This is a genomic window from Streptomyces sp. NPDC090499 (assembly GCF_044769305.1).
Lineage (GTDB): Bacteria > Actinomycetota > Actinomycetes > Streptomycetales > Streptomycetaceae > Streptomyces.
In genome coordinates this window covers 1,154,671-1,168,577 of the sequence record NZ_JBIVXP010000001.1, presented here as the reverse complement: position 1 = coordinate 1,168,577, position 13,907 = coordinate 1,154,671, and the positions used below count along the sequence as shown (strand labels likewise).

The following is a 13,907-nucleotide window of genomic DNA, read 5'->3' as shown; positions in this document are numbered from 1 at the left end:
GGGGAGTTGCCGGCCGTGCGTGCGTCGGGTGAGGCGTCATGCCACGACGACGGGCAGTTCCCGCAGGGCATGGGAGCGCCAGGAGGAGCGCCACCGCAGCTGGTCGGGAGGAACGGCCAGGTGTAGCCGTGGGAAACGGCGCAACATGGTGGAGAGGGCCGTTTGGACCTCGGTGCGGGCCAGGGCCGCGCCCAGGCAGTAGTGCAGCCCATGTCCCAGGGCGAGGTGGGACACGTCCCCCCGGTGGATGTCGAAGCGGTCCGGATCCGTGTAGCGGGCGGGATCGCGGTGCGCGGAGGCCAGGCAGAGCATCACCGTCTCGCCCTCGGGGATGACACAGCCGTCGATCTCGACGTCTTCCAGCGTGAAACGGCGGATGGCCATCTGGTTGGGGTGCGCGTAGCGGAATATCTCCTCCACAGCGCCCGCCAGGAGTCCGAAGTCGGCCCTGAGTTCCTCCAGCTGATGAGGATGTCGGAGGAGCGCGAGCAGGCCGCTGGTGATCACGTGCTGGGCGTTCTCGGTTCCGGCCATGAGGATGAGGAAGGCGAGCGAGACGAGTTCGTCTTCACTCAGCTTGTCGTCTTCGTCCCGGGCGGCGATGAGAGCGGACAGAAGGTCTTCCCCTGGTGTGCGCCGGCGGGCGGCCACCAGGCCGGACAGGAAGACGTGGATGGCGTTGACGGCCTCGGCGACCTGCGAGGGATGGTCCGGGGCGAACATGGTGGCGACCCAGGACGAGAAGGGCGCCCGGTCGGCTGCCGGAACGTCGAACAGATCCCCGATCACCGTGACGGGCAGGAGATTCGCATACTGCGCTGCCACGTCGTTGGTTTCGCCCGGTACGAGGGCGTCGGCGAGATGACCGGCCGTGGCTTCGATGACGGTCCGCAGATGTTCGACGCGGCGCGGTGTGAATGCCTGGGAGACCAGACGGCGCAGCCGCAGATGATCGATGTCGTCCACATTGAGGAGGTTGGCGTCCAGCGCAGGCGGCAGGGAGAAACCGCGGTACCCGCGGGTGGAGTGTGCCTTGTTCACCGACAGGCGGGGATCGCTCAGCCCGGCGCGTACGTCCCTCTCCTTGAGGACAAGCCAGACTGGAGTGCCGTCAGGGGCCGCAACGAGATGGACCGAGCCCGCACCGCGGAGCCGGGCGTAGACGGTGTAGGGATCAGCGAAGAAGCCGGTGTCGAAGGGGCAAGGGAGGGCGATGTCCTGGGTGCTCATGCGCGTGCTCCCTCGTGTGAGTCTGGGTTCGTCGTGGGCGTCGGCGCGCCGTCCGGGAGGCCGGGAGAGCGGAGGTAGGCGCGGGCGATCTTGCGTTGGAAGGCCAGCTCCGCAACCAGGTCCTGCGGCTCGGCGAGACGCGGCGTGACCGCCTGATCGACCGGTTCGGCCCCCCGCGCCTTCGCCGATACGGCGCTTTTGAGCTGCTGGGCCTCGACGTACGCGAGGAGGTCATCGCCGTGCAGCCCGAGAGCTTCGCCCTCCCGGTGAGCTGCGGAGGCCGCTTCAGGCGTCATCCACAGACGCAGCGCCCACTGCGCGTCCCGTATCTCGACCACGATGCGGTACAGGCGAGTTCGGATGTCTTCCCCCGAGTCCAGTTCGAGGACCGGTTCCGGGACGTGCGTGGTGATCTGCCGGTGCAGTGGCGCGAGTTCGTGATGGGCCCTTTGGCGGGAGAGCCGCTCCTGGGCGGCGGTGAGGTAGCGCCCCCAGTCGGGGAGCGTCCAGCCGATGGTCTTGCCGACAGTTCCGGTCAGGAGGGCGATGGGCACCAGGGGCTCCCACGCGTGGCCCGTTGTCCCGAACTGGCCGGCGATGATGTCCGCGATCCGGCAACCTGCGTAGACCAGGGCGGCGGGCAGGGTCAGGGCGGCTATCCGTAGCCCGCGGCGCAGCCATGGCCGGGGCGACACCCGTGCGTGCCGCCAGCACAGGACACAGACGTCGATCTGGTTCCAGAGATAGGCCGCGATGTAGATCGAGAGATAGGCCGGGTAGTAGCGGGCGGTTGTCACCGCGAACTCGGTGGGTGACTCGCTGGCATGCGTGGCGAAGACGAAGAGCGTGATCATCACGATCAGGACGGCACTGATGCCCGTGAGTCGGAACTTCGCCTTGTGCCAGGCCACGTCCCTGTCGTAAGTGAGGTGCAGCAGGACGAGTTGTTGGCATCCGGCCAGAAGTATGGCCAGGCTCTGGGTGAAGATGCCGGAGAAGTTCACGACGCCCACGGAGGCGCTTAAGGCCACCCACACAGCTGGGGTGGACGCTGTGTATATGACAGCGGCGATGAGGAAGTTCCCGCAGAGTGCCCACTGGGCTGGTGACCGGTCTCTGCGCAGGATGCGCAGCTTGTAGAGGAACGCTATGAAGTTCACGCCGGCAATGACGGGATACACGATGCTGTTCATGTTTTCCTAGGTGGACGACGGCCGCGGAGATTCCAGGGCAGACAGGCGGGCCACGAGATCATGGGCCTCTGGAGGGACGGTCTGTGCCCGCTCGGTGCTCCAGGAGCTGAGCCGCTGTCCGATGAGCGAGCCGATGTACTCGGCCTCGCGTTCCGCGTCGGTGTGCGAGTGATCGCGCCCCAGCACACGCCGCACCAGGGCGGGGTCCAGAGAGGGCACGAAAAGCTCCGTCAGGAGCGGGGAGATGGCGGTATGCGTCGCATGGCCGCAGAGGAGGTGGCCGACCTCGTGGAGGACGACCTGGCGCTGGTGCACGGGGGCCAGGCGCGCCTCGTAGATGATGAAGTCCTGGGCTTCACTCTCGATCAGCAGCCCGTCAGGGCTTCCGTGCGGCAGTTCCAGGGCCAGAACCTGGAGCTGCCGGCCGCGTAGTCGACTGAGCCGTTCACATAGGGAAGGGACCGTCAGGAGTCCGCCCTCTGGGAGACCGAGAGACCGGACGCGCTCTTCGCAACGTTCTTTGAAGCCGTTGCGACGGTCGCTTTTTGATTTCTTCCGGCGTGATCGTGGGGACATCGTGCCGCTAACTGCCGCTCTCGTGTGGGGGGATGGGCGGCCCCGTGGGCGGGAGCTCCTGCAGGGTGTCGCGTGCTTGCTCCGCGTTGGCGAGGATCCCGCTGAGCAACTGGGCCAGTTGCTCCACGGAGGCTGGGGGCAGGCCGGTGGGGGCGGACCTGCGCGCTGAGACTCCTTCGACCTTCTGTTTCCGCAGTTGGGCCAGCGTGTCCAATTCGGCGTTGACCTGCTGGAAGACGGACTCGTCAAGGAAGTAGGCGATACGCCTAATGCCCAGGCTGTGAGCTACCTTCGCGAGGGTTTCCAGGGTGACGTTGGCTCCCTCTTGGGACTCCGCCTGGGCGAGTGTGCGTGCCGAGACGCTGGCCCTCTCCGCGAGCGTGGCGAGGGTGAAGGGTCCCTCGGGATGGTGCTGGCGAATGTGCCGCAGCCGCTCAGCTACCGCGCGTTTTGAGCTGTGGATCAGCTCGTCACGCGAAAGTTCTGGTTCACCGACGCGGCGGTCTTCGCTCATCAGGTCTCGTCCCCCTTGGCGCTTGCTGGCATGCAGTATGATTCAACCTTCATGCATTATACTGCAAGCTTGCCTAGTTGGGGCACGGGTCGGGCTCGGCGATGGCTGGGCAGCGGGTGGGTGCGTGACATCGGGTCAGAGTGGATCGCTTCGGAGGGTGAGAAGTCGGTGTGGGTTGCCAAAGAGAAGCTACCGACCGGTTCGTGGGTGATACGTCGAGGCTTCCGGGTGGGAGGCGTAAGGAGCTCGTGAAGATCCCGCAGTCGGGTGCGCCTGACGGCGAGTTGGGGCTCGACGAGGAGCGGATACGTCGCCTTGCGGACGAAGCCCCCCATGTGGTGGCGGAGTCGCAACAGGATGTCTCGGCACCCCGAGAGGCTCGCGAGGTTCTGGAAGTCGTTGCGCTGCTGAAGTGGCGCTAGGGGTCGCAGGATGGGGTGGCCAGGGGCGCAGTGAACCCGAGCATAGATAGGTGGCACTACTCGAAGGGATGCGATACATTCCTCTTCGTTCGGCGGGTGCAGCAGTCATAGGGACCCGTCCGACGGCGTCGCGTGAGCGGCGCTTTTCCCTGCTCCTCGCGGGTGGCCGACCCCCCCGCGCCCCACCCGCGAGGAGCGGTCGCATTGGTGCGACCACTGGGGTGCGTGATGGGAGCAGGGCCCGTCGGGACCGCGAGGTCGCGACGGGCTCGTCCTGTTTCCGGGGTGGCGCGACATCGGGGTTCGGTGGCCGGTCGACCCTCTTGGTGCATTGTGTGAATGCGATTGTGGAATTCGGAATTGAATTCCCCAAATTAAAAAGAATTACCCACTTGATTTAGCGGTGTATGCGATTAAGATATAAGCATAAGGAAAAAGGGAAAGCCGAAAAGGACGGCTTTCCTTGGGAATTGAAAGGTGCGGGAAAATGTTCGTTAACCTCAAGCTCTCGGAGATCGCCCCGAACCCGGACCAGCCCCGCAAGTTCTTCGACAAGGCGAAGCACGAGGAGCTGACGGGCAGCATCGAGGAGAATGGCCTTCTTCAGCCGGTAGTGGTCCGCCCGGTCGAAGGCGCGGACGCGCCTTACATGCTGATCGCGGGCGAGCGCCGGTGGCGGGCCTGCAAGGATGCCGGTCTGGAGGTCGTGCCGGCCAAGGTCATCGAGGGCGCCAGCGAGGAGAAGGCGTACGTTCTCAGCATCGCCGAGAACGTCAACCGCGAAGACATGACGATCATGGAGGAGGCCGGTGCCTACGCCGACCTCAAGGCGGCCGGCTGGACCCCGGCCAAGATCGCCAAGCAGTTCGGCAAGACGGAGACCCACATCACCTGGCGCCTGGGCCTGCTCACCCTGCGCCCGGAGGTCGCCGAGATGGTCGACAAGGGCCAGATCAAGAACAACCTGGCCTGGCACATCGCCCAGCTCAGCCCGGCCAACCAGATGGTCGCGGCCATGCGGTACGTGCGCGGCGATTTCGACAGCGAGGCCGAGGCCCAGCACTTCGCCAACGGGCTGAAGATGATGGAGAAGCAGACCTCCCTCACCGGCGAGGAGGCGCCGACGGCCGAGGTACAGGAGGAACGGAAGAAGGCCAAGGCCAAGGCCAAGGACGGCCTGGGCAAGGCAGAGGACATCCTCATCCCGCTGTTCGAGGAACTCGGTGAGAAGAAGCCCGAGGACCTGGCCGTCATCCTGGGCAGTGACCTCGACCGCTACGTGCGCGTCGTCGGCAAGATCTACAACCAGGTGCAGTTGGTGCGGAACCTGCTTAGCAAGGCTCAGGGCATCCAGCGTGCCATGGAGGCGGAGTTCAACAAGGCGGCTGCTGAAGTCCAGCAGGAGGCCGTGGAGAAGAAGGGCGAGACGGCCGAGGCGAAGCCGACGGCCAAGAAGACGACTGCAAAGCCCGCCGCTCCGAAGCCCGCAGTGCGGACCGGAGCGGTCACCAAGGCACCGGCACGGCGGACGCCCGCCAAGAAGACCGAAGCCGCAGGGAAGTGAGTAGCCGGAGGGGGCCCGGAGCCAGCGGGCCCCCTCCGCGCACGTGTGTAACTCCCCGGCCGGGTGTGCAGGGACCTGCTCCCTGCACACCCGGTGTCGCTCAGTCTTCAACGGCCTGAGCGGGGGCACCGATCACATCCGGGCGCGCCGCCAGCAGCCCCGACGGGGTGCCCGGTCGCTGAGCACCACGAAAGGAAACCACGTGCTCACCCTGTTCACCAACCGGTTCCAGGCGTTCCAGCCCCCACAGGGAGTGCCGGTGCGCATCACCCTGGGCGCTCCCCGTTTCAAGCTTCCTTACTCCCTCACCCACTCGGTGCGGGAGCTCGCGCCACGTCGGGACTACCTCTCCCAGCCCGAGCCGGTGTTCACTACGGCGTATCGGGCCGACCTCGACCAACTCGGGCCCGAGTCGATCGCCGGGCGCCTCGGACAGATCGCGGAGGCCGAGGGCGATCACCGTCTGGTTCTGCTTTGCTTCGAGGATCTGGCGGAACCGGGCCTTTGGTGCCACCGGCGAATCTTTGCCTCGTGGTGGAAAGACCTCACAGGCGATGTCGTACGCGAACTGGGGCCGATGGCCGACCACTATGAACAGGGAACCCTGTTGTGACCGCAACCGAAACCATGCCTGAGCATCGTTAATCCAACCGCCCAGTGATTTGCTTGTCTTGGTGCAGTAGTGCCGCGGTGGCCGCCGAGCGTCCACTTGGCGGGCACCGCCGCATTTCTTGGTCGTAGGCGTCGATCAAGGCGGTGTGCAGGTGCGTACGCCCAGAGGGGGTAAATAGTCGCGGGCGACGGTCGCATGTTGTTGGGATGCTTGCGACCGCGTTCGGGACTTCACCGATGGCTGCCAGACGGGATAAGCACCCGGAAGATGTTGGGCCCGAGTAGCTCGGCCGGCCCGGGGTCAGTGGAGTGCGGGTGGCCGCCAGCCAGCCGCCCGCGTCCGCGGTCTAAGCTCGCGGGCTGCCACACGAAGAGCCTTGCCCGGTTCGGTGCATCGCCGCAGGTTGGCTGGTCGAGTCTCTTTAAGTCTGCGGCGGCCCGCCGGTGTGGGCATAGGAACTTGCTTGGCTCACAGCCGGACCGAGACCGCACCCGCACCCGCCGGTCCGCCGAAGGCGAGCACCGGATCCGTGAGCTGCAGATCGCTCCCAGCGGACAGGGCGCAGAGCGACGTCAGAGGAGCGCCGGTGACGACACGCATCAGTTCATCGCCTGTGCAAGGGTCCCACACCCGCACGGTGGTATCTCGTTCGCCCACCGTGGCGAGGAGTGGTGGAGCGATGGGCGAAGCCTGGAAGCTCGTGACGGCAGTAACCGGGCCCTGATGGCCGTGCAGTACGGGAAGCGCCTCCTGTCTCGGTGTATCTGGCGACCAGAACCGAATGGTGCCATCGGAGCCGCCGGTGGCAAGGAGCACGGTGCCATCCTCCGTCGTCCAGGTGGTCATGCAGCCGATGACACCGATACGGGAGGGAAGGCGCAGTGCGGATGGCCGTCCGGGACGGCAGAACCGTACGGCTGCAGCGGCTGAGTAGGCCACCATGGTGCCTTCGGCACTCGGCAAGGCTGCCAGGGCGCGGATGGCGCTTGGCGCGCGGACGCCGGACCATGGCTCCCCGGTGACCAAATCGTGGAAGGCCACGGTGCCTGAACTAGTACCGCTCGCCAGGAACACCTGATCTGTGCGGTCGTCCCGGAACGTTGTCAACGCACGTATCCGCGTCAGATCATGCTCTGGCATCGACAAAACCGTGCAGATTGGCTCAGGTGTGGGGAACTTTCCGTCCACCTGGTCCCAGCGGATGACTCCGCCACCGTAGGTGCCCGCGATCACGGATACCGATCCATCGGGCCACAGATGGCTGGTGACAGCACTCAGCCCCTTGGGTGCCACCTCGTCGGGCACGCTGAACTGCTGCAGCACTTCTCCGGTGGTGGATGCGGTGACGTTGAGAGAGTGCGTGGAGGTCTGTCTCAGAAGGCGGGTTGCACCTCCGCGCACGGGCAGCGGGGCCAACACCGAAGCGTCACCGTGCTCTTCCTCAAGGTTGCTTCGCCGTGATGCGGGGGCTGAGGGGTCCCAGACCCGCACGGCGTGATCGTCGGATCCGGACACCAGCAGCGGCGCCTTCCCTCCCGTGTCGAGGAGGGCCAGGCCCTTGACCCGCCTGTCGTGGTCGGCGGTGAACTCACCTACCGTTGACCCGGTTTCCGGATCCCAGAGGCACACGGGCCCGCCCCGGCTGGGTCCCAAGGCAAGCAGCGTTCCCCTGCGGGGAGCGGGGCCGACGGGGTATAGGCAGATGGCCACGGCAGACTCGCGGATGACAGGTGCGGTTTCCTCGCCTGTCCGCGCGTTGTAGTTACGCACGAACCCTGTGGACCGTGAGGCCGCAGCCAGCCGTGGCTCGCCGTCAGGGTCGGTGTACAGGGCGAGCGCGGAAACCCCCCGCCCTTGCCCCATGACCTGACTGACCGGCCTGAGCGACTCGGCGTCGAGAATCTCGACCGTGCTGCCCTCTCCACCGACGGCAAGCAGGGTCTGCCCGGTGGGAAGTCGCAGTGTCGCAAGGGCTCTGACCGTATCGCCCCATATGGTTGCACGGGGTGTTCTGGACAGCACTTGCCGGGCGAGGGGGTCGCAGATCACCAGGCCCTCGGTGGTTCCCAGCGCCAGCCGGGTGCTGCCGCCCGCCGTGGTGAAGACGGACAGGGCGTGCACGGCGTCCGAAACGGGGAGGTGGTCGATCCGGCCGCTCTGCGGATCGTAGAGCCACGCGCCCTGGGCGTAGCCGACCGCAAGCAGGGGTTGTCCCCGGTGGCCGGCCAGCACAGCCAGGGCGCGTGCATACGGAGCGCGGCGTACGGGCAGCCCGAAGTCGGTACCGGAAAGCGGGTCCCACAGGCGAACCTCGCCGCTGGTATCCCCTGCTGCCACGAGCGGGGTGCCGTCGGGCAGGGTGAAGGACAGGAGGGAGGAGACCGCTGCCTGGGAACGACCCAGCAGGTTTCCGGCCACCCGCAGTTCGTTCCACTGAGGGGCGAGACGCGGCTGTGCAGGCGCCGTATCGTGCTCGTCGCGTGAGACCGACACGGCTTCATCCGCCGTCACGTCCTGCCCGCTGGATCCAGTGCCGCCGTAGTCGCGGGCCATTCCGAGGGCGGCTAGGGCCAGGCTGTCGGCACGTGCCGAGTGCGGGGCATCGGCGAGGTAAGGCTCGATGCGAGCCCACGAGGCCAGGTGCAGTGTCTGCGACGTTGGGTTCGCCGGGAGCCCGAGAGCGCCCCGTACGGCGCCGCTGGTCTCCCAGGGGAGAAAGTGCGCCGGAACACGGCTGGCGTCGAGGCCCTTGGCGGCTGCGGCGTGGGCCACTAGGTGGCGCCGCAGGTACGGGTGCGGCGCCCGATGGCTGCCTGCGCGGGGAATCAGGCGCTCGAATGCCTCGACCAGTGCCTGGTGGGTGTTCGAGATCTCCTCGTCCGAGAGCCTCTCCCGCTCGCCGGTTTCCGGGGCGTCAACGAGTGTGTACGGTTCGTACCGGAGTGTCTCGCTGATTCGCTCATGGACCGGCCGGTATACGGTCCGACCGTCCTCGACGGCGGTGATGAGGTAGCCGGAGAGCCGACTGTCCCACACCTTGCGGATGACCTCGTCCGGGTCGGTGCCGAAGGTCGGTGACAGGCACTCCAGAGCGGTCGGCCAGATGTCGGCCCATGGCAGACCGGCCCCGTACGCGAACGCGGTGGCGCGCAGTGCGGACATGAGTTGTTCAGCGGCCGTCGAGTGCGTGTCGGCGACCTCACGAAGGTCTTCCCGCAGTAGGGCTTCGGTGCCCTGACGCAAGGTTTCGAGCCACTCAGGGTCATTCGGATCCGGCAGGGTGTATCGCGCGCGGAGCCGCTGGGCGGCGATGCGGGCGTCCAGGAAGGAAGGAGCCACCTCCCGGGCCACCGTCTCGGCCAGTTCTCCGTATCGACCGTGCGGCGCCGCCGCCGACACCTCTCCGTCCTCTTGGCCCTCGTACGGTGCTTCCAGCAGCGCGTGGACGTAGGCGGCGATGTCCACCGCGGCGTCGGAACCGTCCGTACGGAGTGGGAGGCCGGCGGCGGTGGCCCGTACCAGCAGGTCGAGGAGGTCCGGTGCCTGGGACTGGCCGACGGGAACATCGGCTGCGGCCGTCGTGCCGAGCTGGCTGCTGCGGATGCCGAGCAGGAGCCGGACAGCAGGCCGTTCGTCCGGCATCCGCAGACCCGCCAGCGGTCGCAGCAAGTCTGTGATCGTGCGTGTCGGGTTCCTGGCTTCGTCGATGCCGTCGATGACGAGAGTGAGGGGCTCGCCCCGCTGCCGAGCAGTGCTCTGCACCAGGCTCCGCAGCCGAGAGAGGTGTCCGTTCTCGTACTCGCCGGCCAGGGATGGGATTGCGTGGCCCGGGGCATCGCCGAGGGCCTCGCAGAGCACACGGGCGAGCTCGTCCGGGTTGGTGTTGCGGGCGAGAACAGCGGCGTCCACGGAGCCTTCCGGGACCTGGAGTTCCTCCGGGATTTCGGCGACCAGCGTCCGGTATCTCTCATCGGCCCGGAAGCGGGTGTCGCTGAGGGTCACGGTACGGGCGAGGAGGGCAGATTTTCCGGAGCCGGCGACCCCGGTGACAATCAGTACGCCTTCGGAGCCGGTCAAGAAGCCGAGGATGCGCTTGACCAGTTCGGTGCGGCCGGTGAAGTACCAGCCAGGACTCTTCGGTTCGGAGGTGCCGGCCGCACGGGAGATCCAGAACGTGTCGAGCTGGGCCCGCGTCCACCCGACTTGGCGGGATGAAGCCTGCAGTACCGGTTCGCTCCCCGTGTATCCGGGGTTGGGCAGGCAGGGGCTCAGCTGTTCCTGCGCCCTCTCCACGCTGGCCGAGGGCGTGGGCCAGGCGTACTCGAGGTTGGCCATGGTGCTCGGGTCGAACACCATGCGGACGATGCCCTTCCATTCTTGCCAGCTGAGGTGCGCGTCGGCGAAGCCGTTGGTCTTGTCCTCGCAGTGTGCACGTACGGCGCGCAGGACATTGGCGAAGGCGTTCGTGTGGGGCGTGCTCTGGTCGTTGCCGGCGACGAGGACGACCAGCGAGGCGAGAGCGCGGCGCTCCTGCCGCAGGCCCTTCAGCATGGTCTTGAGCTCGGCTTCAAGCTTGCCGGAGAAGCATGAGTCCACCATCACCAGGACGTGCGTGGCGTGGGAGTCCAGCACAGTGGTGATGATCTCAGCAGTCGGGAAGGCGGTGGCGTACGGTCTGTCTTCGTAGGTGTCCCGCAGCTGAAGGAAATGCTGGGGGGAGTTCGTCGGGGCCAAACCGTGCCCAGTGATGTAGACGACGAGGGCTTCGTCGTCGTCAGCGTTCCCGAGGTCCTCATCCATGAGGAAGGTTCGCAAATCACGAAGGTTGTGGAGTTGCTTGGCTTCGGAGGGCTTGAAACGCCGTCCGTTGTCGAGAGAGGGGTGTGCCCACCAGTCCTTCACCGTCGTCACCTGCGCGGTGATTTCCTTGCGGAAGGCTTCCTGCGCGGCGGCAGATCCGTTGTCGTACTCCGAGACCGCGATGACGACGAGGCGGCGGGCGAAGGTACCGGGGGCTGACGCGCTCGTCACGGTTGGCCACCCGCCACGGCTCGGGCCACCGGCACGCTGCGGAGATATCGCAGGGCGCTGTGCGGGTCGCCGTTACCGTTGTTCACCTGGGCTTCAGTGATCTTCCGCGCGACGGCGGATAGGCCTGCGCCCCCGGTGATGAAGTCGTCGGGGTCGAAGACGTTGATCCACCTGATGTGCGAGTCGAGTTGGAGGTCCGTGCCGTCGGTTATTCCCATGAGCCGTCGCACGGCGGGGATGCCCAGCGGCGAGCCGCAGGTCACTAGCGTGTGTAGGGCACAGCCGGGCGTGCCCGCAGCACCGACCTCGTTGCGGCGGAGCAGGTCGTAGGCGATCACGCTGCCGAGCGAATGACCGATGACGACGGCGGTATCCAGCGTGAACCTGTCCCGGACGAACGCCCGGACCTCGGCGGCCAGGGGAGGCCGCGTAAGGTAGATGCGCACCTCACGCATGCGCTGGACGAGGAACTGCGCGCCACCGCCTGGGAAACGGCGGTCATAGGCCATCGCTAGCCGGGTCAAGCGCGGTGACCACAGCTTCGGCAGCCCCAGGGTGGCCAGGGGTAGGGCATCGGCGAAGGCTACGTCCTCGGGGCGTACAAGTTCGGCGAGGGCCTCGGCGACGAACTCCTCTTCTGCTGGCTCCATCGGCACGGAGTCGCTGAAGAGGTCGTCTTCGGGGCCAAGTCGATCCGTTCCCTTCGCTAGGAGTGCTGTCCAGTGTGGCACTTCGAGGGATGCCGCACAGGCTGCTACGTCGGGTAGCGAGTCGATGCCCCGCTGGAGGGCCCGGCCCCAGTCGACAGTCAGCTGATGCTGGGAAGTTTTCGACTGGCCGATTCCGTGCACACCGACGACCTGTACTGTCTGCAAGTCTTGCCCCGCCTCGCTCCGCCGTATGTTCGTATTCAAGCCGCGGATGTGCTGCTGCCCCCTCCGGGCTGAAGACCATTGTGCTGCACATGATGTGGACAGAGGGGCACTTCACAAGTTAGGGAGCGAGAGCAATTTTCGGTCGCGGCCGCGGGCTCGACGTCACCGTCGTGGCATCCCGCTTCGCGACTACGGCCAAGCTCGACCGCATCCCCGCACTGGTCGCCAGGTGGAAGTGGTGGACGGCGATCACGAGGCGGCGCGCGAGTGGGCCGCGGCCATCGCGCGCCGTGACGGCATCCGGCTGGTCGAGGACAGCCTGGACATCGAGACCGCGACCATCAGGCTGGAATTGGTGGACACTGCCCTGTCGTTCGACGCGGTCCTGATCGCTTCCGGCGGTGGGGCACTGGCCTCCGACGCGGCTCGTGTAGTGAAGGCTGGGAGGACGACACTCTCTCTGGGAACTTCCGACGTCTGTTCCGCACGCGCACGAGCAAGGTCGGCAGAGCCATATTCGCCGTCGGCTGGTTCGGATTCTCCGGATGGTTCACCATCCGGATCCTCACTGAGATCATGTGACGGTCAAAGGCGCTTCGCCACCAGGTCGTCGGGCAGTCCCAAGTCCCGGCACGCTTGGCTGATCTGCTTCTTCATGGGGTTCCCCTTCAGGAGAGGACTCATGACGCTCGCCGCCTGCAGCAGGGGCACAGGCATCCAGCAGAAGTCCGCGAGCCGGTCGTGGCGCCCGTTCCCGTACACCGTCACCCGCTGCTCGTCGTCGAACGAGGCGAACGCCGCGGCGGTGAGGTCGGTGGTGTGCGAGAACGACGACAGATTCCGGTACACGGGATACATCATCGGCGTGCCGTACGCCTTGACCATGTTCTCGAAGTTCGACAGCTCGCCGCGCAGCCGCTTATGGCGCTTCTCCTCCTCCTCGGTGGTGTGACCGAAGTCGGGGGCCTCGCCGATGTCCACAGTGTCGGGCAACTGCCAGTTCAGGGCCTGCAGATTGTTGCGCAGCTTGCGACGCGACTCGTACGACTCGTCGACCAGCGCCTTGTATCCGTCCTCGCCATTGTCGGCCAGCCAGTTGATTGCGTACGCGTGATTGACCAGGTTGCGCATCAGCGGTGCCGCTTCGACTGTGAAGCCCGCGTCGTACAGGGCGATGAGGGCCTCCGCGGTCCGGTTGGTGAAGCGCCACCACCCCGCCAGAACGGCGAAGAGGGAGGTTGATACCTCGGTGGATGGGAGGGACTGCACAGTGATGGCCTCGTTAGCCCCGGCGATCAGCTTGGGGAGGATGGCTCGCACCCGCCTGGTGGTCTTGGCATCCGCCCGATATGCGTAGGTCATAGCGGTCGACGCTACTGAACTTGATCGGGCGATGTCGGGTGATTGTCTGACAGGTGAGGGATGGGTCCGGTAGATATGTTCGCGTGAACGACTCCACGCCCCCCGAGGATGGCGAGCCCACCCGTTTCGCCAAGGGGAAGAACTGGTGCAAGAAGCACGAGTCGAAGTTCCGCGCCGCTGGCGGCGCAACTCTGGCCATCGGCGGCGTGATCCTGGCCGCCGTGATCGCCAGTCGCATCGAAGGGCGGGACACCGAGAGGTACGAGGTCGAGGATTGGGAGCCGCCCTCAGCCTCTGAAGAGGCGTACCAATCTCGTCAGTCCTTCCTCGATCCTGACCGTGACCCCTTCCTGCGGAGGCTCCCCGCTGGCCAGCACGCCAGCGAAGAGGCCAAGGCGAGGTACAGGGAACTGACAGGGAATGAGCTTCCTGACGGTTACACCGTGGTTCGCCGGTGGCTCTACGAGACCGCAGCTTGAGCGGAGGGCAGTGCGGCCTCTCATCCCTGTGCAGTGCCGACGGAGCTG

At 66.4% G+C, this 13,907-nt stretch carries 12 protein-coding genes and 1 pseudogene; 6 read left to right on the top strand and 7 right to left on the bottom strand.

Annotated elements, in window-relative coordinates:
- Positions 1-36 precede the first annotated feature (36 nt).
- Genes ACIQVL_RS05405 through ACIQVL_RS05395 form a run of 3 tightly spaced genes read right to left on the bottom strand, consistent with a single transcriptional unit; the run spans position 37 to position 2,642 of the window.
- Complete coding sequence (locus ACIQVL_RS05405; protein ID WP_403474486.1) at positions 37-1,230, bottom strand: cytochrome P450; 1,194 nt, start codon at positions 1,228-1,230, stop codon at positions 37-39.
- Entirely contained in the window at positions 1,227-2,423 is a 1,197-nt protein-coding gene (locus ACIQVL_RS05400) for an MAB_1171c family putative transporter (RefSeq protein ID WP_403474485.1), read from the bottom strand. The genes ACIQVL_RS05405 and ACIQVL_RS05400 overlap by 4 nt, the downstream gene beginning before the upstream one ends.
- A gap of 6 nt (positions 2,424-2,429) precedes the next feature.
- Complete coding sequence (locus ACIQVL_RS05395; RefSeq protein WP_403474484.1) at positions 2,430-2,642, bottom strand: hypothetical protein; 213 nt, start codon at positions 2,640-2,642, stop codon at positions 2,430-2,432.
- Positions 2,643-2,684: 42 nt separating this feature from the next.
- Between ACIQVL_RS05395 and ACIQVL_RS05390 the strand changes: the two genes are divergently transcribed.
- Positions 2,685-2,855 (top strand): hypothetical protein, encoded by a 171-nt coding sequence (locus tag ACIQVL_RS05390; protein ID WP_403474482.1) that lies wholly within the window; start codon positions 2,685-2,687, stop codon positions 2,853-2,855.
- 151 nt (positions 2,856-3,006) lie between these two features.
- Here the strand turns inward: ACIQVL_RS05390 and ACIQVL_RS05385 are convergent, their stop codons facing one another.
- Positions 3,007-3,513, bottom strand: coding sequence for a helix-turn-helix domain-containing protein (locus ACIQVL_RS05385; protein ID WP_403474481.1), 507 nt, complete (start codon positions 3,511-3,513; stop codon positions 3,007-3,009).
- A gap of 248 nt (positions 3,514-3,761) precedes the next feature.
- Between ACIQVL_RS05385 and ACIQVL_RS05380 the strand changes: the two genes are divergently transcribed.
- The 3 genes from ACIQVL_RS05380 (at position 3,762) to ACIQVL_RS05370 (ending at position 6,112) form a co-directional block, all read left to right on the top strand.
- Complete coding sequence (locus ACIQVL_RS05380; protein WP_403474480.1) at positions 3,762-3,935, top strand: hypothetical protein; 174 nt, start codon at positions 3,762-3,764, stop codon at positions 3,933-3,935.
- Between the two features lie 487 nt (positions 3,936-4,422).
- Entirely contained in the window at positions 4,423-5,499 is a 1,077-nt protein-coding gene (locus ACIQVL_RS05375) for a ParB/RepB/Spo0J family partition protein (RefSeq protein WP_403474479.1), read from the top strand.
- A gap of 202 nt (positions 5,500-5,701) precedes the next feature.
- A complete protein-coding gene (locus tag ACIQVL_RS05370; RefSeq protein WP_403474478.1) occupies positions 5,702-6,112 on the top strand; it encodes a hypothetical protein in 411 nt (136 codons plus the stop codon).
- 468 nt (positions 6,113-6,580) lie between these two features.
- Here the strand turns inward: ACIQVL_RS05370 and ACIQVL_RS05365 are convergent, their stop codons facing one another.
- The gene (locus ACIQVL_RS05365; protein ID WP_403474477.1) at positions 6,581-11,143 is read right to left on the bottom strand and encodes an AAA family ATPase; all 4,563 of its coding nucleotides are present in this window, start codon (positions 11,141-11,143) and stop codon (positions 6,581-6,583) included.
- Entirely contained in the window at positions 11,140-12,018 is an 879-nt protein-coding gene (locus ACIQVL_RS05360; RefSeq protein WP_403474475.1) for a hypothetical protein, read from the bottom strand. Before ACIQVL_RS05360 ends, ACIQVL_RS05365 begins: the two co-directional genes overlap by 4 nt.
- 125 nt (positions 12,019-12,143) lie before the next feature.
- Here ACIQVL_RS05360 and ACIQVL_RS05355 point away from each other — a divergent pair.
- Positions 12,144-12,460: pseudogene (locus tag ACIQVL_RS05355) on the top strand (pyridoxal-phosphate dependent enzyme); the annotation flags it as partial.
- 143 nt (positions 12,461-12,603) lie between these two features.
- Here the strand turns inward: ACIQVL_RS05355 and ACIQVL_RS05350 are convergent.
- Positions 12,604-13,338: a DUF5677 domain-containing protein gene (locus ACIQVL_RS05350; RefSeq protein ID WP_403474474.1), complete on the bottom strand. Its 735-nt coding sequence runs from the start codon at positions 13,336-13,338 to the stop codon at positions 12,604-12,606.
- A 125-nt stretch (positions 13,339-13,463) separates the two neighbouring features.
- Here ACIQVL_RS05350 and ACIQVL_RS05345 point away from each other — a divergent pair, with 125 nt between their 5' ends.
- Positions 13,464-13,859: a hypothetical protein gene (locus ACIQVL_RS05345; protein ID WP_403474473.1), complete on the top strand. Its 396-nt coding sequence runs from the start codon at positions 13,464-13,466 to the stop codon at positions 13,857-13,859.
- Positions 13,860-13,907: the final 48 nt, after the last annotated feature.

Coding starts and splice junctions, on each gene's coding strand:
- ACIQVL_RS05390 (WP_403474482.1), top strand. CDS start 2,685: ATGGCCGCAGAGGAGGTGGCCGACCTCGTGGAGGACGACCTGGCGCTG.
- ACIQVL_RS05385 (WP_403474481.1), bottom strand. CDS start 3,513: ATGAGCGAAGACCGCCGCGTCGGTGAACCAGAACTTTCGCGTGACGAG.
- ACIQVL_RS05375 (WP_403474479.1), top strand. CDS start 4,423: ATGTTCGTTAACCTCAAGCTCTCGGAGATCGCCCCGAACCCGGACCAG.
- ACIQVL_RS05405 (WP_403474486.1), bottom strand. CDS start 1,230: ATGAGCACCCAGGACATCGCCCTCCCTTGCCCCTTCGACACCGGCTTC.
- ACIQVL_RS05400 (WP_403474485.1), bottom strand. CDS start 2,423: ATGAACAGCATCGTGTATCCCGTCATTGCCGGCGTGAACTTCATAGCG.